Origin of the sequence: Halosolutus gelatinilyticus (assembly GCF_023028105.1) — an archaeon.
GTDB classification, from domain to species: domain Archaea; phylum Halobacteriota; class Halobacteria; order Halobacteriales; family Natrialbaceae; genus Halosolutus; species Halosolutus gelatinilyticus.
On the sequence record NZ_CP095491.1, the window covers coordinates 1,387,635 to 1,405,895 of the forward strand.

Consider the following 18,261-nt stretch of genomic DNA (forward strand, 5'->3'; position numbering starts at 1 on the left):
TGTCGAAGACGTCGGCGAGCCGGCGAAGGTCGGTCGCGTCGCCGCCGGTCGCGTCGATTCAGGCGAGATCGCTCGACTTCCGAGCGCCGCCAGGTCCGCGGAGTCCTCCGCGGCCGTCGTTCCAGTCGGTCCGCCCCGTCGGCCGATCACCACGTCGATCATTCGGCGTTCACCCCAATCGCGAGCAGCGTCACGCCGACCATGACGAGGGTGATCGAGAACGATCGGCCGGGGTACGCGACGGCGGTCCCGAGCGCGTACCCGACCAGTCCGAGACACGTCCCCACGACGCCAGCCAAGAGGCGTCGATTCATACGGGACCAACGACGCGCCGAGAAAAAGCGTCTGGGGTGGTTCGTCCCGACGATCGCGTTCGAGCCCTCGGAGCGACGATCGCGTCGATTTTGAGTTTCGGCAGAAAAAGCGTCCTTCCGCGTCGCTACTCGTGGCCGTACACGGCCACCGGCTCGTAGGGCGCTTCGAGGTACTCGACGTCCGAACTCGAGAGGGAGATGCCGAGCGCCTCGACGGCCTCCTCCAGGTGCTCGATGCTGGACGTGCCGACGATCGGCGCCGTCACGTTGTCGTTCTGGAAGTGCCACGCCAGCGAGATCTGGGCCATGGTGGCATCGTACTCGTCGGCCAGTTCCTGGACGCGCTCGTTGATCTCCCGGCTGACGGGGAATTCGTGGTACGGAACGCCGGCGTTCTCGATCTCGTGGTCGGCCCGGGTCGTCGTCCGGAACTCCTCGTGGGGCCGCGCGAGGTAGCCCGCACCGAGCGGGCTCCACGGAATCGTGCCGACGTCGTACTCGTTACAGACGGGGTACATCTCCCGTTCCTCCTCGCGGTAGGCCAGGTGGTAGAGGTTCTGCATCGTCTCGAACGGCGCCAACCCCTCGCGCTCGCTCACCCGGCGCGCTTCGAGGAACTGGTGGGCCCACATCGAGGACGCGCCGACGTGGCGCACCGCTCCGCGGCGAACTGCGGCGTCTAACGCGCGCATCGTCGTCTCGATCGGCGTATCGTAATCCCAGCGGTGGATCTGGTAGAGATCGAGGGCGTCCATCCCGAGCCGGTCGAGGGAGTGGTCGAGTTCCTGCTCGATCGTCTTTCGCGACAGGCCGCGGGCGTTCCGGTGGTCGTTCGCCCCCGTAAAGCGGACCTTCGAGGCGACGACCAGCCGATCGCGATCGTAGTCCGCGAGGATGTCTCCCAGAATCTCCTCGCTCTCGCCCGCGGAGTAGACGTTCGCCGTATCGAAGAAGGTGATCCCGAGATCGATCGCGCGCTCGATCAACTCGCGGCTCTCGTCCGCGTCGAGCATCCACTCGCGATCGCTGCCGAAGCTCATGCAGCCCAGACAGATCTTGCTGACCGCCATCCCGGTCGAACCGAGGGTGGTGTACTCCATAAAGAAGCATCCCGCAAGGGGCGGCAAATAAGCACAGGCACCGGCAGAACGATTCAGACAGCCGAGCATCGATGCGATCCTCTGCTGAAATCCCCCGCGTGAGCGCAACCTCGGAGAGCACCTCGACGCGCGCGAATCTCACAGTCCGGTCGCATACGACGGCCCTCGCCTTCGTGACGGTCGGTCTTGGATCGCTGATCGTCGTTTCCGGCGGATCTACGTTCTCCTTTCAACCGTCGCCGCGTTCGCACTCGTCGCGATGGCGATCGGCCGACGAACAGCGTGTTGTTCCTCAGGCGAGTGACGGACGTTCTCGAGGGGGTCGCCCAGTAGCACCGATGCACACTGGATCAGGACCGAAGCGTCGAGTCGCGGTGAGATTCCGCGCCGGATTTATACCGCCTTCGCCCCTATGGCCGCCCGTGAGTACGCGAACGAGTGCGCTCGACGCAGTCGTTTTCGGAGTCGATATCCAGAGCGGCGACGTGCGCGGCGACGCGCCGTCGTACGCGCTCGCGGTCTACGACGGCGACGAGGTCAGCCGCGACGTCGTCACCCACCGCAAACTCCGGCGACTGATCGACGACGAGGAGCCGGCGATCGTCGCGACGGACAACATGTACGAGCTTGCGGCCGACAAGGATCAGCTGATCCACTTTCTGGGGTCGCTTCCGACCGGAACGAAGCTCGTGCAGGTGACGGGCGCCGAACAGCCCGAGCCGCTCTCTCGCGTCGCGAAACGCCACGGCATCCCCTACGGGAAGGAGCCGATGAAGGAGGCCGAAGCCGCGGCCCGGCTCGCGGCGCACAACGTCGGCCACGAGGTGTCGGCTTTCACCGACACCACGACGGTCAAGGTCTCGCGGGGCCGCTCCACCGGAAAGGGCGGCTGGAGCGAGGATCGCTACACGCGGCGCATCCACGGCTCGGTCAAGAAACGCGCTCGCGAAGTCGAATCCGAACTGGAAGACGCCACCCTCGACTACGAGAAGGACGTTCGGGAATCCTACGGCGGCTACGCCAACGCCGTCTTCACCGTGGAGGCCCCGCCGGCCGACATCCCAGTCTCCCGAAACCGATCGGGCGACGTCCGCGTCGAGATCGAGCGCGAACGGCGCGACGGCATCGAGTTCCGGCCGCTTGCGAAGCGCCGCGATCACGTCGTCGTCGGGATCGATCCGGGGACGACAACGGCCGTCGCGATCGTTTCGCTCGAAGGCGAAGTGCTGGACGTCTGGAGTTCGCGCACGAGCGACACCGCGGACGTGATCGAGTGGATCGTCGAGCGCGGCCGGCCGATCATCGTCGCAGCCGACGTGACGCCGATGCCCGAGACGGTCGAGAAGTTCCGCCGGAGCTTCGACGCCGCCGGCTGGACCCCCGCGACGGACCTGCCGATCGACGAGAAGCAACACCGCACTCGCGATCAGTCCTACGACGACGACCACCAGCGGGATGCGATGGCCGCCGCGCTGTACGCGGTCGACGCCCACGCGGACCAGTTCGAGCGCATCGCTCGCAAACTCCCGCCCGGCGTCGATCGCGGCGAGGTCACGGCCCGCGTCGTCGCCGGCAAGGAGAGCGTCGAAGCCGTCCTCACCGATCTGGAAGAGGACGACGATGCCGACGAGGAACCCGCGAAACACGAGCCGCGGGAGCTTACGGAGGAGGAAAAGCGGATCAAGGACCTGAAACGGCAGGTCGATCGCCTCCAGTCGCACGTAAAGACCCTCGAGGATCGGCTCGACGGGAAGGATGACCGCATCGACGACCTCGAAGCGGAGCTGAGCGCCGCCCGTCGGGAGGAACGCAGGGAAGTCCGGCGCGATCGCGAGGTGAGCCGACTCGAACGCAAGGCGAACCGCCTGGAGCGCGAACGCGACGAGGCGCGCGAGGAGGTCGAGACCCTCGAGAAGAAGGTCGAGCGGATGAAGGCCCTCTGGAAGCTGGACCACTCGAACTTCAGCGACGTCTCGGCGAAGAAGGAGGGGCTCGTCCCCGTGAAAGTCGTCGAGAAGTTCACGAAGGGAGCGATCCGCGAGGCCGACGAGCAGTACGGCCTCGCGCCCGGCGACGTCGTCTACCTCCGGGACGCCAGCGGCGCCGGCAAGTCGACGGCCGACCTCCTCGCGGGGTTCGAGCCGCGGGTCGTGCTCAAGGACGGCGGCCTCTCCGAGATCGCCGACGAGATCCTCTTCGACGAGGAGATCCCCGTCGGCCCGGCCGACGACGTCGCCATGCAGGAGGTCGACGAACTCGCCGTCGCCCGCGAGGACGACGTCGAGGCCGTGATCGACGACTGGCGCGAGCGGGCGAACGCCCGCCGGCGCGATCGGAAACTGGAGATGGTCGATCGACTCATCAGCGAACACCGCGCGGGCGACAACGAGGCGTGACGCGGCCTGTCGTTGTCGGCTATAAAAGCCCGCTCACTCGGGCGACTCCATCGGCGACAGCACCTTCGGGACCTCCTCGACTTCGATCTCCTCGGTGAGTTCCTCCGGGGCGTCGACCGGCCCGTTGACGAACAGCGCGTGGCCGATGAAGCCGATCGCCACGATCCCGAGGACGACGATCGAGAGTTCGATCGCGACCGGCGTCGCGTACCCGATCAGCGCGCCGAGGCCGAGACTGACGGCGATGCAGGCCAGCACGAGATCGTAGTAGTGGAGCGAATACCCCATGCGAAAACGACGGTTTGAGCCGTGAAAACGGTTGGGTGTGCTCACGCAGCGCGGTTCGGCGCGTTTAGCCGCGACTTCCGCGACCGCCACCGATCGCACCGCAGCCTCGCCGATCGCGTCACATCATCCCCCAGGCGCCGAGCATGCTCGAGATGATCGCCTTCACGACCAAGCCGAGCCCGACGAGCACGAGCGCCAACCCGACGGCGACAAGGAGGTTCGCGTGCGCGATGAGGCCGACGCCGGCGACGACGATCAGAAGACCGACGATGCCGAGCGGACCGAGCTTTTGGATCATACCCAGTTCTGGATACCCGATAGAAATAAACGACGTGGTTTCCCGGTTCGGGGCGATCGCCGCTGTGTGTAGCGATCCGTGCAGCTCGAATCGATAAAGGGTTAAACCGATCGGACGACAAGTCCTAGCCATGAGTGACGAGGAGGGCGGTCGGAAGAACCTCCGAATGCCGGAGGACGACGAGGTCTTCGCGACCGTCACGAACATGCTCGGGGCGAATCGCGTCAAAGTACGGTGTGCCGACGGCAAGGAGCGCACCGCCCGCATTCCCGGCAAGATGCAAAAGCGCATCTGGATCCGGGAAGACGACGTCGTCCTCGTCGAGCCGTGGGACTGGCAGGACGAGAAGGCCGACATCACCTGGCGCTACGAGAAGAGCGAGGCCGACCAGCTGCGCCGCGAAGGCCACATCCAGTAGCGCGATCGACTGTTCTCGACACGCGTGAGGGGCGTGTTTACCGCTGTATACGATGCATATCGGCTCCCCGATATCCGGCGGAGACGGACGGGGTCGTCCGTCCGGCGTTCGGGACGATAACTCAGGCGACGACGTACAGGACGACGGCGTACGCGGCCAATTGTCCGAGCGGGACGACAGCGACGAGCCCCCACTTCAGCAACGGTCGATCCTCTTGCGCGGCTCCGGCCGAATACAGGCCGCCGAGGACCGCAGTCGTCGCGAGAAACAACGCGACGTTCCTGCGCAGTTCAGCTAACTCTCCGGGGTAGGACGCGGATCGAACCCCGAACAGGAAGAAGGCGATCACGCCCGAAACGCGGATCGTGTAGTAGGCCCAGATCACCAGCGCCCCGATCTCGAGTACGGAGACCGTCGACGCGACGCGGAGGTAGCAAGCGATCGCGAGGGCGATCGGAAGAACGTTTACGACGAAGTTCGCGAGCCTGAGGTCTCGGACCGACGAGAACGGACCGTTCAGTGCGAGCAAGACGAGCCCGGCGACGAGGAGGACGCCGATGAGTCCGTCGAGCAATCGCTCGTTCCCGATTTCGTATCTCGTACGGACGTCAACCATGTGTAATTTGGTGCTGAGGTGATTTTTCTCGAGTAGTTCGATCACTGCTCGATGCCGCTAATCGTACCCGCCACCGATCGTAGGCTGCCCAGGGGAGACAGTGTAACCAATGCTCCCCCCGAGACAGCCGCTGAGAAGGAGAGAGACGCCGGTGAGGGCGGCGATGGTGATCACACATATGTTCACCTATTTATTTTAAGAAGACGAACTTAACACTTGCCGAATCGAATATTCTGTGTTGCTATCCGGGCCAGTCGACGGCGTTTGTAACGTGTTCGATCGTCGAAACTCGAAGGATCGATCGTGAACTATATCACCGTCTGTTAATAATCACTACGGCGGTGAGATGAATGACAGACGGTAGCGACCCGACGGAACCGGACGCGGATCCGGGCGAGGCGTTCGTAGAGCCGACGAGTACGAACCCGGACGTGTCGTTCTACGGCGGACGAGGGATGAGCGCGATCCCGATCCTCTTTTTCATCCTCTGGGCCATCGTCCAGACGGCATTCCTGCGGATCTCCTCCGAGGAAGGCCTGGTCGCGGGCATTCTGCTCGGGTTGATCGTCGGGATGTTCTTCGTGAAGGGATCGTGGAAGGACTACGCGAATACGATCTTCGAGGGCATGACCCAGCCGGTCGCCGTGACGGCGATCGTCGCCTGGATCTGGGCCGGCATGTTCGCCGAGACGCTGCAGGCCGGCGGCTTCGTCGAGGGGCTCGTCTGGCTGGCCGACCTGGCGGGGGTCGGCGCGGCGCTGTTCCCGGCGATCACGTTCGTTCTGGCCGCACTGCTGGCGACCGGCATCGGCACGGGCTACGGGACGACGATCGCGTTCGTCGCGCTGTTCTTCCCAGCGGGCGTGTTGCTCGGCGCCAACCCGGTCTTGCTGTTCGGGGCGATCCTCTCCGGCGCAGTCTTCGGCGACAATCTCGCACCGGTCAGCGACACGACGATCGTCAGCGCCGTCACGCAGGACGCGGACATCGGGGGCGTCGTCGCCTCCCGGTTCAAGTACGCGATCGTGGCCGCGGCCCTGGCGTTCGTCGGCTACGTCCTCGTCGGCGGCGCCCTGCCCGGACTCGACATCGGCGGCAACGCGCGCGAAATCCTGCTCGCCCAGAGCGAGCCGCTCGGACTCGTGCACCTGCTCTCGATGGGCGCGGTGATCGTGATGGCCGTCGCCGGCCGACACATCGTGGAGGCGATCTCCTGGGGGATCGTCGTCGCCGTGGCGGCGAACCTCCTGTTCGGGCTTGCGTCCGCGAGCGACATCGTCGTCTTCGGAGCGCCGAGCGACGCGCCGGCCGCCGACGCGCTCGCGGCGTTGCCGATCGTCGAGATCGTCGGCGACGGGACGGATCCGTTCGTCGGCGGCAGCATCGTCGAGGGCGCGGCGGGCTTCTTCCCGCTGTCAATCCTCGTGCTGTTCATCATCGCCGCTGCCCAGATCATGATCCGGGGCGGCGCGTTCCAGGCGATCCTCGACTGGTCGATCGACACCTTGGCGACCAACGTCCGCAACGCCGAACTGACGATGGTCGGATCGGCGGCGTTGATCAACGCGACGATCACGATCAACACCGCCGCCGAGGTGGCGATCGGCCCCTACATCTCGAAGATCGGCGAGCGGTTCAACATCAACGGCTACCGGCGGGCGAACATCTTGGACGCCCAGACGGCCGCGCTCGGCTACATCTTCCCGTGGTCCGGCGGCGTGCTGGTCGGCTATTCGACGATGCAGGAACTTCCGGGGACGTACGACTGGTTCGAGCAGTCGATGGTCGTCAACCCGATCGAGGTCGTGCCGTTCGTCTTCCACGGCTGGCTGCTGGTGGCGGTGTTCGTCCTCGCGGCGATCACCGGCTTCGGACGGGAGTACCTCATCGATCGCGAGTCCGAGGAGGTGGCTCGCGTATGAGCGTCCTCGAGAAGTTCCTGAGCGGCTGGCACTTCCGCACGACGAAACCGGCGCTCACGCCCGATACCGAGGTAAACGTCTTCGTCTCGGAGATCAACGGCGACGGCGTCGGCGTCGCCCGAATCGGCGACACCCGCCTCTACGTCGAGGGTGCCGGCCCCGAACAGGTCGAAAAGCGCGTCCGCGTCCGCGTAACCGAGTTCGACGAATTGAAGTCGACGGGCCGCGGCGAGTATCTCGAGACGGTCGGCGAGAGTTCCTACACCGGCTGATCCCCCGCTCGAACTCGTTTTCGCACCCCGTCACGTCGGGTAGTTCCGTTGACCGAGTGCCGACCGCCGATCGGCGCTGTGGAACTCGCAGCGTCCGATCCGATCGGCCCGGTTCGATAGGTATTGGCGAAGGCGTTACCGGAGCGGGCATCTGTATTTCTGATAGCTGTCAGAAGCGACGTGCTGCATACATACTCTGTATACAGCAGAGCGGGATCTACAGATGATGTAGCTAGCAGTGGTACGTGTTCCAGTGCTGATTGTCCAGCAGTACTTTTCCCTGTCGCATCATCGTACGCCCCTCCGGTCCCTTGCTAAACTCACCCTGCTGACCATCTACCGCACACATAGCGGTCACTGCGTGCAGGTGGAATTATTAGTTAGCCCGTCGAAGTATGACCGGCGGTCACACATGACACGCATCGATCCACGGAGCAAACCCTGCCGGTGGTACCAGAATGACTGATCTCATCCTCTACGTTGACCGATCATCGGTGCACGACGGGAAACTGGACGAACTCAAGCCGGCCATGGCGAAGCTGGCCAACTTCGTCGAAGCCAACGAGCCAGACATCCTGTCGTACGACGTCTACTTCAGCAGCGATAGGGAACAAATGACGGTCGTCCACATGCACGAAGATCCAGCGACGCTGGAATATCACATGGACGTTGCTGGCCCCAAATTTCCCCCGATCGGTGAGTTCATCGAGCTCGAATCGATTGACGTGTATGGTGACCCTGGTGAGGACATTGCCCAGCGGTTACGTGAGAAGGCGACGACCTTGGGAACCGGACGTGTTTCGATACACGACTTCCACGAGGGATTCGACCACGTCACGACAGACTGAGTTCGGTGAGAAGTATTCAGCAGCCGACTGGTGGACGAGCGGTCCTCCTCCGGCGGGGATCGAGTCGAGTCATGAACGGTGTTCGACTGCGGAAACGTACCGTTGGGACACAAATGAGAATGAGCGGGACGCAGTTCAAACGGTCGGCTTGATGTTCTGGTTCATGCGGAAGAGGTTCGTGGGATCCCACTCGTTCTTGAGATCGACCAACCGTTCGTACCGCTCGCCGTAAGCTGTCCGGACTCTGTCTTCCTCGTCGTCGTCGAGGTAGTTCACATAGACGCCGTCAGCCGCATAGGGACTCATGGCCTCGTGGAACTCTCGGGCCCACGAGATGAGTTCGTCATCCCGTCCGGGATCCGTCCATTTGGGTGCTACCGTAAACGAGAACGCCGCATCTCTATGCGGGAAGGCGGTCGCAGAGGGGTCCACCTGGCGTATCGCGCCGCCCATCCATTCGAAGAACACCGTGGTGAACGGCGACGGGATCGGCGTAACGTGCTCAATTATCGTGTCGATCGCCCCTTCGGACAGGCCGTTCATGAAATGCGATTTCCAGTAGTTCCGGTGACCCGCTTGAAACAGCTTGTCGGAACTCTGTTGGTACGTCGTATACTGTTGCGGTTGCACGGTATCTTCTATTGGATCCCCGAAGGTTCGGACGGGCTCGAGCAACTCCTCTGCCTCGTTATTGGCGTTAGAGCAGAACGGAACCAGGACCAAGACCGTCTGTCCGTGGAGTTCCTGGGGAAACTCGGGAAGTGCCGGAACTTGGCTGAAGATGGCCGAACACTGGACGTGGTCCGGCGCATCGGCCATAAACTTGCGGTAATAGTGTAGGACGTCCGCAGCGGCCTCAATGGGGTGGATCACCTGGCCGACCAGCACGTCCGGTCCGACGTCGTGGAGCTGGAACTCCAACGAGGTGACGATACCGAAATTTCCGCCCCCGCCCTGGAGACCCCAGAAGAGGTCCGCGTGGTCGTCCTCGCTGGTGTAGACTAACTCACCATCCGCGGTGACGACGTCCGCCGACAGGAGATTGTCGATGGTAAGGCCGAATTCCCGATCGAGTCGGCCGAGACCGCCTCCGAGTGTGAGGCCGGCCACGCCAGTGGTCGAGACGACTCCTCCTGTGGTGGCGAGACCGAACGCCTGCGTTTCGTGGTCGAGGTCGCCCATTGTCGCTCCACCGCCGACACGAACCGTCTTTGTCTCGGGATCGACTCGCACCCCGTTCATGGCCGAGAGGTCGATCACCAGACCGTCGTCACAGACTGCGTTTCCGGCGACGTTGTGCCCGCCGCCCCTGACGGCGACAAGGAGGTCGTGTTCACGGGCGAAGTTTACTGCCGCGATGACGTCTGCCGCGCCAGTACACTGGGCGACGAACGCGGGATAGCGGTCGATCATCGCGTTCCAGATCGTCCGGGCGTCGTCGTACTCGGGGTCGGCTGGCTCGATCAATTTCCCTCGTATATTCTCTTGAACGGCATCGACTTCTGTGTCTTCAGGTTGTGATGATCGTGTCATGTTAACCCCCTCTAACCCTCCCCGCTTAGCTCGGATTACAGAGTGTATTATCTCAGCTACTACCTGCTTCTTGTTACCAGTTAGCATTGGTCGGAATGGAGAAGATTACTCCGGTATGCAGCAGACCTGAGAATGCCGTTATTAGATTGATTGAATACAAGGTGCGCGGTAACAACGCGGATATAGGAAGCGGTGTAATCAGCGTAACTTGCCTACAAAATATGCGCTCTGTCTTCAGCATGGTCTTGCTATCATCACCGATAGCTGATAGAAGTAACAGGATTAGATTCGCGTGTGGACTGACACGCGATTCGACACCCGCCTATAGACCGGCGACGTCTTCGATCGCATCGGTCAGTTCTTTGATGCTCTCGACGTCGTGTTCGCCCATGTGGCCGATGCGGAACGTCTTCTCGCCCAGCGCGGAGCCGTAGCCGTTCGAGAAGACGAAGTCGTACTCCTCGCTGACGGCGTCGATCGTCTCGGCGACGTTGATCCCCTGCGTATTCTCGATGCAGCTCACCGTCTGGGATTCGTAGCCCTTCTCGGGGAACATCTCGAAGTGATCGCGAGCCCATTCCCGGGTGTACTCGGCCATCTCGCGGTGGCGCTCGTCCCGCGCGTCGTGGCCCTCCTCGAGCATGTGTTTCATCTGCGTGCGGTAGGCCAGCATGACCGGGATCGCCGGCGTGGAGTGGGTCTGGCCCTTCCGATCGTAGTAGTCGATCGTCCGCTGGAAGCCGCCGTACCACGAGGCGGACTCCTTCTCGAGTTCGCGCTCGTAGGCGTCCTCGCTGACGACGCAGACTGCCAGCCCTGGCGGCATGGCGAAGGCCTTCTGGACGGAGGTAAAGATGACGTCAATCCCGTGGGCGTCGATGTCGACGTAGTCGCCGCCCAGCGCGGAGACGGCGTCGACGACGAAGTAGGTGTCCGGGTACTCGGCGACGACGTCGCCGATCTCCTCGACGGGGTTGCGGACGCCGGTCGAACTCTCGTTCATGACGCAGGTGACGACGTCGTAATCGGCGTCGCGCTCCTCGAGCGCCTCGCGGACATCCTCGGGTTTGACCGCCTGCCCCCACTCGTACTCGAGCGTGTCGACGTTCTTGCCGAGCCGCTCGGCGATGTTCGCCTGGCGTTCGCTGAAGCTGCCGCAGGTCGTCACGAGGACGTTTTCGTCGACGAGGTTGAGGATTGAGCTCTCCATGAACCCGGTCCCAGACCCCGTCAGGACGACGACGTCGTTGTCGGTGCCGAGGAACTCCTTCGTATCCTCGACGATCGTCGTGTAGAGGTCGGTCATCCGGTCCATGCGGTGGCCGAACATCGGCTGGCTCATCTCCGCGATGACGTCCTCGCGCACCTCGGTCGGCCCCGGAATGTACAGCGTCTTCTCGGGATAGTCGTCTCTGTATTCGCGTTTCTCGGTCACGGAATCCACCTGAGTACGGCCCACTGGGTCGCGAGAGGGTATGGTACTTTTGATGGCGCTCAGCGAACGAAGGCGGCTCCCGTGGGGATCGAAACGGCTCAGTCGGCACCCGGCGCGCTCGTCCGCCCCTCGGCGCCGCGACCCGACGCCGCGACGTAGGCGTTCCCGTTCCGGTCGACGACCCAGCGGTCCGGATCGTCGTCGGCGATCGCGCCCGTCGGCCGGTGCGGGCCGTACCCGACGACCGGCCCCGCGGTCTTCCAGAGGGCGCCGATCTTACACAGGGCGAACCCGAGGACGATCAGTCCGAACCCGCCGATCGTCGCAAGCGTGATCGTCTCGCCCAGCAGCGCCCAGCCGACGAGAGCCGCGACGACGGGCGAGGCGTAACTGACGAGGCTGAGCTGGCTCGCGCCGATGCGATCGAGCAGGACGAAGTACGCGAGGAAGCCGCCGGCGGTGGCGACGACCCCCAGGTAGGCGAGCGCGGCGATCGTCGTGGATGTCCACGCTGACGCGGCGGGAACGGATTCGCCGGGGTGCACGTAGCTCAGGCCGTGTAGCGCGAGGGCGCCGACGCCCATCGCCCACGTCTGCAGCGGGACGACCGGAAGCGTCTCCTCGGCGCGTTCGATCAAGACCGAGCCGAGCGCGAACACGAACGCGGCGGCGAACAGCAGGACGACGCCGACGGCCTGCCCGCCGAGCGATCCGCCCGACAGCGCCACGACGATCACCCCGGCGAGTCCGAGGAGCAGTCCGACGGCGGCGGGCGCCCGGAGTCGCTCCTGCGGGAGCACGGCGATCGCGAGCGGCGGCGTCACGACCGGCGTCAGACTCAGGACGATCGCGGCGACCGCGCTCGAGACGTGCGACTGGCCGAGGAACAGCAGGCCGTAGTGGCCGCCGACCAGCAGCACGCCGCCGACGCCGATCGCGATCCAGTCGTCCCGCGTCCGCGGGCGCCACTCGAGCCCGTAGACGGCGATTCCGGCCGTAAACAGCAGCGTCGCGACGTCGAGGCGGAGCGCGGCGAAGAGGATCGGCGGCAGCGTCGCCAGGCCGACCTCGATCGCGCCGAAGGCGGTCCCCCAGACGATCGCGAGCGCGACGAAGAGGGAGAGATCTCGCTTTCCAGTCATTTGAATTTGAAACGGGAGCCGGACACTTGTATGTTGCTACCCGAGAGGTACAGCCCCTCATGGTAACGATTTCGCCGATATATGCTACCACCAATCACGGTAATACGGACCTATGATAGTAATTGATCAAACAGTACTGTGATCGATTCGCAAGTCGTCTTGGAACTCGGAGATAGCCGAGTCGAACCGTCGACGACGCGGTTCGAACTGGCCGCCGACGCGAGTTACTGCCGCGAGAACGGTCACGGACTGCGACGGGTCACTCAGAGAATACGACGGTATCGCCGTTCATAACCGACTTGTGCGGTCGGCAAACGTAGTGCGACATCTCCTCGGTCGCCTCGAACGCGATCGTTCGGGTGTCGCCCTCCTCCTCGACGAAATCCGTCGCGTGGAGCGTCTCGTCGTCGTCGTTCCGGATTACGAAATCGTGGATAATCCCGTCGCCGTTCTCCCACACGAGTTCGTACTCCCGTCCCGCGACGAGGCCGAGCGTCGGATTCTCGACGCCCTCGATCGGCGCCGGTTCGACTCCGATCCAGCCCCCGACGTTGGCTTCGAGGACGAATCGACGGTCGACGTCCGCGGCCGTCGCTTCGTCGTCACTGTCGTCGCCGTCGTCCCCACCGGCTGCGTCCGCCGGATCGTCGGCGGCGCCGCTTCCATCGTCACCCTCGTTCTCGCCGGATCCGTCCACCTCGGACGAGGTTCCCTCGTCGAATGTATCGATACACCCGGCGACTAGCGCCGACGTTCCCGAGAGCGCGGCCAGTCGAATCGTCCGTCGGCGCGAAAATTCGACATCAGGGACCATAGCTACACTGTTCGTGGTCCAGTAATAAACGGTCGGTTGTGGGAGTGGGCGATCGGGAATCGGAAAAACGATCGCGACGGACCGGATCGCAATCGACACCGCTGTACGGCATCGAACGGTCCACCGCGAGATCGGCGCCCCGAGGGAGGCCGAAGGGGTGGGTCCAGCGGTGGGCGCTATACGGACTGCGGCGTCAAAACCGAATCAGGTCGGTGTCGCGGTCGTCGCGTTATTTGACCTGAATCTCCCCTTCCATCGGGGAGTGGGGCTTGCAACGATACTTGACGATTTCGCTGGCGGCGGTGAACGAGATGAACTGGTCGTCGCCGCCTTCGGAGCTAAGCTCCGTCTCGTAGTCCTGGACGACTTCATCGTTCTCATTGCGGAGCTGGAGGTTGTGTTTCTGACCATCGCCCTTGTTCCAGCCGATCTCGTAGTCTTCGCCGTCCTGAAGGACGAGCGTCGGGTTCTCGACGCCCTCGATGGCGGACGGGGAGACACCCTTCCAGCCGCTCATGTTGGCTTCGAGTTCGATCGTACCCGGATCGATATCGTAGGTGTCGCCGCCGTCGCCGCCATCGCCACCGTCGCCACCGTCGCCACCGTCGCCACCGTCGCCACCGTCGCCGCCGTCGCCGCCGTCGCCGCCGCTGCTACATCCCGCAACGACTGCGGTCGCGGCCGCCGCGCCCGCGAGCTTCATGGCTTTGCGCCGTGAGAGGTTGTCGTCTTGTGTCATCGATCGCGAGTTAGATTCGAGGACATAAAAATTGGTATACTCTATCGCCGCGCTGTCATGGGTTGCCATACCACAAAAACGCGAATCGGGCCGCGGAACGGCCGCGTATCGCGTTCTGCGATCGATCGATCGCGGCACCCCTCACCTAGGCGTCATTTCGATCGCCGGGTCCGAATCGGCCGGCCCGGTTCGCGGAGACCCGGAGGAACGCCGGCACCGCGACGATCGCAATAGCGATCTCGAGCCCGCCGACGATCAGGAAGGCGAGCCCGTACGAGTAGGCGCCGGCGACGGTGCCGCCGACGAGAAAGCCGCCGAGAAAGCCGAGGCTTCCGGCGAGGTTGAACCCCGCCATCGCGACGCCGCGCTCGCTCTCGACCGCGATGTCGGTGACCAGCGCCATCGTCGCCGGCGCGACGAGCGCGCCGAGGACGCCGACGAGGACCATGGCGAGTGCGGCGATCGGTACCGACGACGCAGCGCCGACCGCGAGGATGCCGACGCCGTAACAGATCGAGCCGACGACGATCGGAATCGTGCGACCGATCCGATCGGAGAGCGCGCCCATCGGGTACTGCAACAGCGCGAACGGGGCGAAAAAGCACGCGAGCAACAGACCGGTCGTCCCGGGGTCGAGCCCGAACCGCGTCTGGAAGTAGAGGGTGCCGACGAGCGCGAAAAAACCCGCCGTCAGCCGATCGACGAAGCCGAACGCGTACGGGATCGACAGCGTCGGCCGCCGCCGGAGGCCGCCGACGAGCGCGCCAAGGGTCCGGCGATTGTCGGGCGCGCGGTCCTCGACGAACGAGACGAGCCCGCCGACGCAGACGAGAAGTCCCGCGGCGGCGAGCAGCGGCGCGAGCGGAGCGAGTTCCGTCAGCTGCCCGCCGACGGGCGCGCCGAGCGCCGCGCCGAGACCGATCGCGATCCCCGCGGCGCCCATGTTTCGACCGTGACCGCCCTCGAGATCCATCAGCATGGTCATCGTGAGCGAGAACGCGCCGATGGTCATCGCGCCCTGGAAGACGCGGACGAGCAGGACCCCCTCGAACGGGATCGACCCGATCGAGGCGACGAGCGCGAGCGCCGCGTACCCGACCGCTCCCGCCAGCGACCCGGCGACGATGAACGGCGTCCGTCGCCCCGTCGCGTCGCTCGCGAGTCCCCAGACGCCGACGAAGGCGATGTAAGCGGCGAACTCGGCGACCAGAAACCACATGCTGGCGTCGAGCGCCGTCGCGGTGAACGCCGAGGTCGTCGCGTCCGCCCCCAGCGTCTCGACCAGCGTCGCCACGCCCGGGTAGAGCAGCACCTGGGAGAACAACACCGCGAAGACGACGGCGGCGAGCACCGCTCGGTCGCGATCGTGTTCGTGCACGACCGACGATAGGTGTCGCGAGCCTATCAAGGCCGTCGTCTCGGCACGATCGGCCGCCGGATCAAGTGGCGGGGCGGATCGGCCGTCGCCGAACCGCCAACCGATACGTTTTCGCCGACCGATCGCCTCTCGGAACCGATGACAGTCGCGCGCCGGAGCGTTCTCGCGACGGGAGCGGTCGTCGGGCTCGGCAGCCTCGCCGGCTGCCTCGAGTGGCCCGCGGACGGGCTCGCGTCGACCCCGGCGAGAGTCGGTGACGGCGCCCTCATGGAGACCGGGTACGACGACCGGACCGGCGAGGAATTCGTCGTCGAGCGATCGATCCCGAACCGATCGATCGCTCGATCGAGGTCATCAACTGGTACGCCGAGTACGACCGATCGGCGCCGCTGGGTCCGGGACTCCTGCGCCTTCGATCGGCGATCGTCTCGGTCCTGAGTACGCCCCAGCTCTCGATGCTCGGCCGGACGATGAACCCCGTCGGCGAGTACACGACGGACGACCTCGTGGCGCTGGTCCAGAACCGGTACGACGAGATCCGCGGCGTTCGTCGCGTCGACGACGCGGCGATTGCGGTTCTGGGGACGACCACGACGCTCGCCCGCTATCGCGCCCGCCTCCTCGAAACGGGAGCCGCGATCGACGTGATCCTCCAGCTCAGCGAGACCGTCCCGAACGGCGACGATTTCGTGCTCGGCGTCGCGGTCTCTCCCCAGCTGCTCGGCCTCGACGTCGAATCGACCGCGATCCGGACGCTCCTCTACGGAATCGAACACGAGCGATGACCGGACCCCGGTCAGTAGTGGCCCAGCACGCCGAGTTTTCGCGCGCGGCGCTGGGCGACGTAGAACGCGGCGTAGCCGAGCGCCGCGTAGCCGACGCCCACCGCGACCAGGAGGGCGAGATCCGCGAGCGGGAACTCCCAGAGGCGGGTTCCCTCGGTCATCGCGCGCACGAGCAGGTTGCTGCCCGCGACCAGGGGCAACGCCGCCAGCGCGGGTTCGTCGATCGTCGGGGCGGCGATCAGCCCGACGAAGCTGAACTGGACGAGCGGAAACACGCTGTCGAGGCGCTTGTACACCAGCGCGAGGCCCGCGAACAGGAACCCGACGCCGACCACCGAGAGGACGGCCAGCGTCGCGATCGGAACGACCGTCGCGACGTCGACAGTCAGGAACCGGCCGGAGATCAGCATCATCGCCGCGAGCATCGCAAACCCCCAGCAGAAGCTCTCGATCAGGTTGACGATCGTCTTGACGACGAACACCGTCCCGAAGCCGTGGGGCGACAGAAACAGCTGCTCTAGGGTCCCCCACTGGGCTTCGCGTGTCACGTTCCACGCGAGGGCGCTGTAGGCCGTGACGGTGATCGTAAACAGGAAGAAGCCGACGATGAGGCCGCCGAGCGAGTCGTCGAACGCCGCGCCGCCGAGCTCCCGTCCGCCGTAGAACAGCATCAGGAAGAACAGCAGCGTCGTCAGGAAGCGGCCGAGCGTGTTCACCGGGTAGCGGACCAGCAACACGACCCGCTTGTACGCGATTTGCCGGGCGAGCGCGAGCAGGAGCCGGAGCGATCCCCGATCGGGGACGGACGTTCCGGGTTCGCCAGTCGGGGACGAGTCACGCATCGCGATCCCCTCCGTCCGCCGTCGCCGAATCGCCGTCCGCGCCGGAACGCTCGGCGCCGCGCGGGCGGTCGGTCGCGTCCCTCCCGAGATCGCTCGACTGCCCCTCGTCGCGGCCGATCAGCCGGAGGAACACGTCCTCGAGGTCCGGTTCGAGCGAGGTCACGTCGTGGAGGACGCAGCCCGTCCGCCGGAGCAGGGCGACGAGGTCGTAGAAGGCCTCGCTGTCGGCGATGACGAGTTCGATCGCGGTCTGATCGCCGTCGCGGGACCACCGCTGAATTCGGTAGTGGCGCTCGATGCGATCGCGCAGCTCCGGCGGCGGATCGCTCACCGTGACGCGGTAGACCTGCGTCCGGAACAGCTCCCTGAGCGCGGCGACCGAGTCGTCGGCGACGATCCGGCCCGCTCGCACGACGATGACCCGATCGCACAGCGCCTCGACGACGTCCATATCGTGGCTGCTGACCAGTACGGTCCGGGACTCCGCCTCGGCCAGCCGACGGAGTTCGGTTCGGAGGTCCCGCGAGCTCTCGACGTCGAGGCCCAGAGTGGGTTCGTCGAGGACGACGATCGGCGTGTCCCGCGCGAGCGTACAGGCCAGCGACACCTTCTGTTTCATCCCGCGGGAGAGTTCGTTGACCACCGTGTCCGCCCGATCGGCGAGGTCGAGTCGGTCGAGTAATTCGTCGTGACGTCGACGACGATCCGCGGGTACGTACCCGCCCACGGCCGCGAAGAATCGAAGGTTCTCCCGGACCGTCAGCCGCCAGTAAACGTTTCGAGCCCCCTCGAGCATCGCCCCGACCGACCGCGAGACGGCGCGCGGATCGTTTCGAACGTCGCTTCCGGCGACCCGGACGGTCCCTCGATCGGGAAGCACGAGCCCGAGGATCGATTTGATGAGCGTCGTCTTCCCGGCGCCGTTCGGACCAAGGAGGCCGACCACCTCGCCGGCGTCCACGGAAAACGAGGCGTCGTCGACGGCGGTGATCGCGTCCGCGCCGCCGGCGTACGTTTTCCGCAGGCCGTCGACGCGGATCACGGGCTCGCCGCCCGTCGCACGCCGTTCCGCGCGCTCTATCATCTTGTCTCCGCGGAAGGTCGGCGGGCAAATAAGCGTT

Annotated in this window: 20 protein-coding genes; 7 read left to right on the plus strand and 13 right to left on the minus strand. The window is 64.9% G+C overall.

Going from position 1 to position 18,261, the window contains the following annotated elements:
* Positions 1-158: 158 nt before the first annotated feature.
* Both MUH00_RS06925 and MUH00_RS06930 read right to left on the minus strand, forming a co-directional pair.
* Positions 159-314, minus strand: coding sequence for a hypothetical protein (locus MUH00_RS06925; RefSeq protein WP_247003342.1), 156 nt, complete (start codon positions 312-314; stop codon positions 159-161).
* 125 nt (positions 315-439) lie between these two features.
* Complete coding sequence (locus tag MUH00_RS06930; protein WP_247003344.1) at positions 440-1,414, minus strand: aldo/keto reductase; 975 nt, start codon at positions 1,412-1,414, stop codon at positions 440-442.
* Positions 1,415-1,836: 422 nt separating this feature from the next.
* Between MUH00_RS06930 and MUH00_RS06935 the strand changes: the two genes are divergently transcribed.
* On the plus strand, positions 1,837-3,810 hold the full coding sequence (locus tag MUH00_RS06935) for a DUF460 domain-containing protein (protein ID WP_247003346.1): 1,974 nt from the start codon (positions 1,837-1,839) through the stop codon (positions 3,808-3,810).
* Between the two features lie 33 nt (positions 3,811-3,843).
* On the opposite strand, the gene MUH00_RS06940 is transcribed toward MUH00_RS06935, so the two are convergent.
* Together MUH00_RS06940 and MUH00_RS06945 are read right to left on the minus strand one after the other, a co-directional pair.
* A complete protein-coding gene (locus tag MUH00_RS06940) occupies positions 3,844-4,098 on the minus strand; it encodes a DUF8015 family protein (protein WP_247003348.1) in 255 nt (84 codons plus the stop codon).
* A gap of 118 nt (positions 4,099-4,216) precedes the next feature.
* Entirely contained in the window at positions 4,217-4,396 is a 180-nt protein-coding gene (locus MUH00_RS06945; RefSeq protein ID WP_247003350.1) for a DUF7470 family protein, read from the minus strand.
* Positions 4,397-4,526: 130 nt separating this feature from the next.
* On the opposite strand from MUH00_RS06945, the gene eif1A reads away from it, so the two are divergent.
* Entirely contained in the window at positions 4,527-4,814 is a 288-nt protein-coding gene (gene eif1A, locus MUH00_RS06950) for a translation initiation factor eIF-1A (protein WP_247003352.1), read from the plus strand.
* Positions 4,815-4,935: 121 nt separating this feature from the next.
* On the opposite strand, the gene MUH00_RS06955 is transcribed toward eif1A, so the two are convergent.
* A complete protein-coding gene (locus tag MUH00_RS06955) occupies positions 4,936-5,430 on the minus strand; it encodes a hypothetical protein (protein ID WP_247003354.1) in 495 nt (164 codons plus the stop codon).
* A 350-nt stretch (positions 5,431-5,780) separates the two neighbouring features.
* Here MUH00_RS06955 and MUH00_RS06960 point away from each other — a divergent pair, with 350 nt between their 5' ends.
* The 3 genes from MUH00_RS06960 (at position 5,781) to MUH00_RS06970 (ending at position 8,472) form a co-directional block, all read left to right on the plus strand.
* The gene (locus tag MUH00_RS06960; protein WP_247003356.1) at positions 5,781-7,352 is read left to right on the plus strand and encodes a Na+/H+ antiporter NhaC family protein; all 1,572 of its coding nucleotides are present in this window, start codon (positions 5,781-5,783) and stop codon (positions 7,350-7,352) included.
* Positions 7,349-7,624 (plus strand): DUF7513 family protein, encoded by a 276-nt coding sequence (locus MUH00_RS06965; RefSeq protein ID WP_247003358.1) that lies wholly within the window; start codon positions 7,349-7,351, stop codon positions 7,622-7,624. Before MUH00_RS06960 ends, MUH00_RS06965 begins: the two co-directional genes overlap by 4 nt.
* Positions 7,625-8,082: 458 nt before the next feature.
* A complete protein-coding gene (locus MUH00_RS06970) occupies positions 8,083-8,472 on the plus strand; it encodes a hypothetical protein (protein WP_247003360.1) in 390 nt (129 codons plus the stop codon).
* A 135-nt stretch (positions 8,473-8,607) separates the two neighbouring features.
* Here the strand turns inward: MUH00_RS06970 and MUH00_RS06975 are convergent, their stop codons facing one another.
* From MUH00_RS06975 to MUH00_RS07000, 6 genes are all read right to left on the minus strand, one after another.
* The gene (locus tag MUH00_RS06975) at positions 8,608-10,005 is read right to left on the minus strand and encodes an FAD-binding oxidoreductase (protein ID WP_247003361.1); all 1,398 of its coding nucleotides are present in this window, start codon (positions 10,003-10,005) and stop codon (positions 8,608-8,610) included.
* A gap of 322 nt (positions 10,006-10,327) precedes the next feature.
* Complete coding sequence (locus tag MUH00_RS06980) at positions 10,328-11,440, minus strand: pyridoxal-phosphate-dependent aminotransferase family protein (protein WP_247003363.1); 1,113 nt, start codon at positions 11,438-11,440, stop codon at positions 10,328-10,330.
* A 98-nt stretch (positions 11,441-11,538) separates the two neighbouring features.
* On the minus strand, positions 11,539-12,582 hold the full coding sequence (locus MUH00_RS06985; RefSeq protein ID WP_247003365.1) for a DMT family transporter: 1,044 nt from the start codon (positions 12,580-12,582) through the stop codon (positions 11,539-11,541).
* Positions 12,583-12,841: 259 nt separating this feature from the next.
* The gene (locus MUH00_RS06990) at positions 12,842-13,396 is read right to left on the minus strand and encodes a cupredoxin domain-containing protein (protein WP_247003367.1); all 555 of its coding nucleotides are present in this window, start codon (positions 13,394-13,396) and stop codon (positions 12,842-12,844) included.
* Positions 13,397-13,625: 229 nt separating this feature from the next.
* On the minus strand, positions 13,626-14,135 hold the full coding sequence (locus MUH00_RS06995) for a cupredoxin domain-containing protein (RefSeq protein WP_247003368.1): 510 nt from the start codon (positions 14,133-14,135) through the stop codon (positions 13,626-13,628).
* 145 nt (positions 14,136-14,280) lie between these two features.
* Positions 14,281-15,513, minus strand: coding sequence for an MFS transporter (locus MUH00_RS07000; protein ID WP_247003370.1), 1,233 nt, complete (start codon positions 15,511-15,513; stop codon positions 14,281-14,283).
* A 138-nt stretch (positions 15,514-15,651) separates the two neighbouring features.
* On the opposite strand from MUH00_RS07000, the gene MUH00_RS22975 reads away from it, so the two are divergent.
* The gene (locus tag MUH00_RS22975) at positions 15,652-15,951 is read left to right on the plus strand and encodes a hypothetical protein (RefSeq protein ID WP_321576094.1); all 300 of its coding nucleotides are present in this window, start codon (positions 15,652-15,654) and stop codon (positions 15,949-15,951) included.
* On the plus strand, positions 15,903-16,298 hold the full coding sequence (locus MUH00_RS07005) for a DUF6517 family protein (RefSeq protein WP_486606283.1): 396 nt from the start codon (positions 15,903-15,905) through the stop codon (positions 16,296-16,298). The genes MUH00_RS22975 and MUH00_RS07005 overlap by 49 nt, the downstream gene beginning before the upstream one ends.
* An 11-nt stretch (positions 16,299-16,309) precedes the next feature.
* Here the strand turns inward: MUH00_RS07005 and MUH00_RS07010 are convergent, their stop codons facing one another.
* Both MUH00_RS07010 and MUH00_RS07015 read right to left on the minus strand, forming a co-directional pair.
* Positions 16,310-17,140, minus strand: a complete 831-nt coding sequence (locus tag MUH00_RS07010; RefSeq protein WP_247003373.1) for an ABC transporter permease — start codon at positions 17,138-17,140, stop codon at positions 16,310-16,312.
* Entirely contained in the window at positions 17,133-18,224 is a 1,092-nt protein-coding gene (locus tag MUH00_RS07015; protein WP_247003375.1) for an ABC transporter ATP-binding protein, read from the minus strand. Before MUH00_RS07015 ends, MUH00_RS07010 begins: the two co-directional genes overlap by 8 nt.
* Between the last annotated feature and the right edge of the window lie 37 nt (positions 18,225-18,261).

Bases quoted from the DNA above. Each gene is read 5' to 3' on its own strand.
- MUH00_RS06925 (WP_247003342.1), bottom strand. From the start codon at position 314: ATGAATCGACGCCTCTTGGCTGGCGTCGTGGGGACGTGTCTCGGACTG.
- MUH00_RS06930 (WP_247003344.1), bottom strand. From the start codon at position 1,414: ATGGAGTACACCACCCTCGGTTCGACCGGGATGGCGGTCAGCAAGATC.
- MUH00_RS06940 (WP_247003348.1), bottom strand. From the start codon at position 4,098: ATGGGGTATTCGCTCCACTACTACGATCTCGTGCTGGCCTGCATCGCC.
- MUH00_RS06945 (WP_247003350.1), bottom strand. From the start codon at position 4,396: ATGATCCAAAAGCTCGGTCCGCTCGGCATCGTCGGTCTTCTGATCGTC.
- eif1A (WP_247003352.1), top strand. From the start codon at position 4,527: ATGAGTGACGAGGAGGGCGGTCGGAAGAACCTCCGAATGCCGGAGGAC.
- MUH00_RS06955 (WP_247003354.1), bottom strand. From the start codon at position 5,430: ATGGTTGACGTCCGTACGAGATACGAAATCGGGAACGAGCGATTGCTC.
- MUH00_RS06960 (WP_247003356.1), top strand. From the start codon at position 5,781: ATGACAGACGGTAGCGACCCGACGGAACCGGACGCGGATCCGGGCGAG.
- MUH00_RS06965 (WP_247003358.1), top strand. From the start codon at position 7,349: ATGAGCGTCCTCGAGAAGTTCCTGAGCGGCTGGCACTTCCGCACGACG.
- MUH00_RS06970 (WP_247003360.1), top strand. From the start codon at position 8,083: ATGACTGATCTCATCCTCTACGTTGACCGATCATCGGTGCACGACGGG.
- MUH00_RS06975 (WP_247003361.1), bottom strand. From the start codon at position 10,005: ATGACACGATCATCACAACCTGAAGACACAGAAGTCGATGCCGTTCAA.
- MUH00_RS06985 (WP_247003365.1), bottom strand. From the start codon at position 12,582: ATGACTGGAAAGCGAGATCTCTCCCTCTTCGTCGCGCTCGCGATCGTC.
- MUH00_RS06990 (WP_247003367.1), bottom strand. From the start codon at position 13,396: ATGGTCCCTGATGTCGAATTTTCGCGCCGACGGACGATTCGACTGGCC.
- MUH00_RS06995 (WP_247003368.1), bottom strand. From the start codon at position 14,135: ATGACACAAGACGACAACCTCTCACGGCGCAAAGCCATGAAGCTCGCG.
- MUH00_RS22975 (WP_321576094.1), top strand. From the start codon at position 15,652: ATGACAGTCGCGCGCCGGAGCGTTCTCGCGACGGGAGCGGTCGTCGGG.
- MUH00_RS07010 (WP_247003373.1), bottom strand. From the start codon at position 17,140: ATGCGTGACTCGTCCCCGACTGGCGAACCCGGAACGTCCGTCCCCGAT.
- MUH00_RS07015 (WP_247003375.1), bottom strand. From the start codon at position 18,224: ATGATAGAGCGCGCGGAACGGCGTGCGACGGGCGGCGAGCCCGTGATC.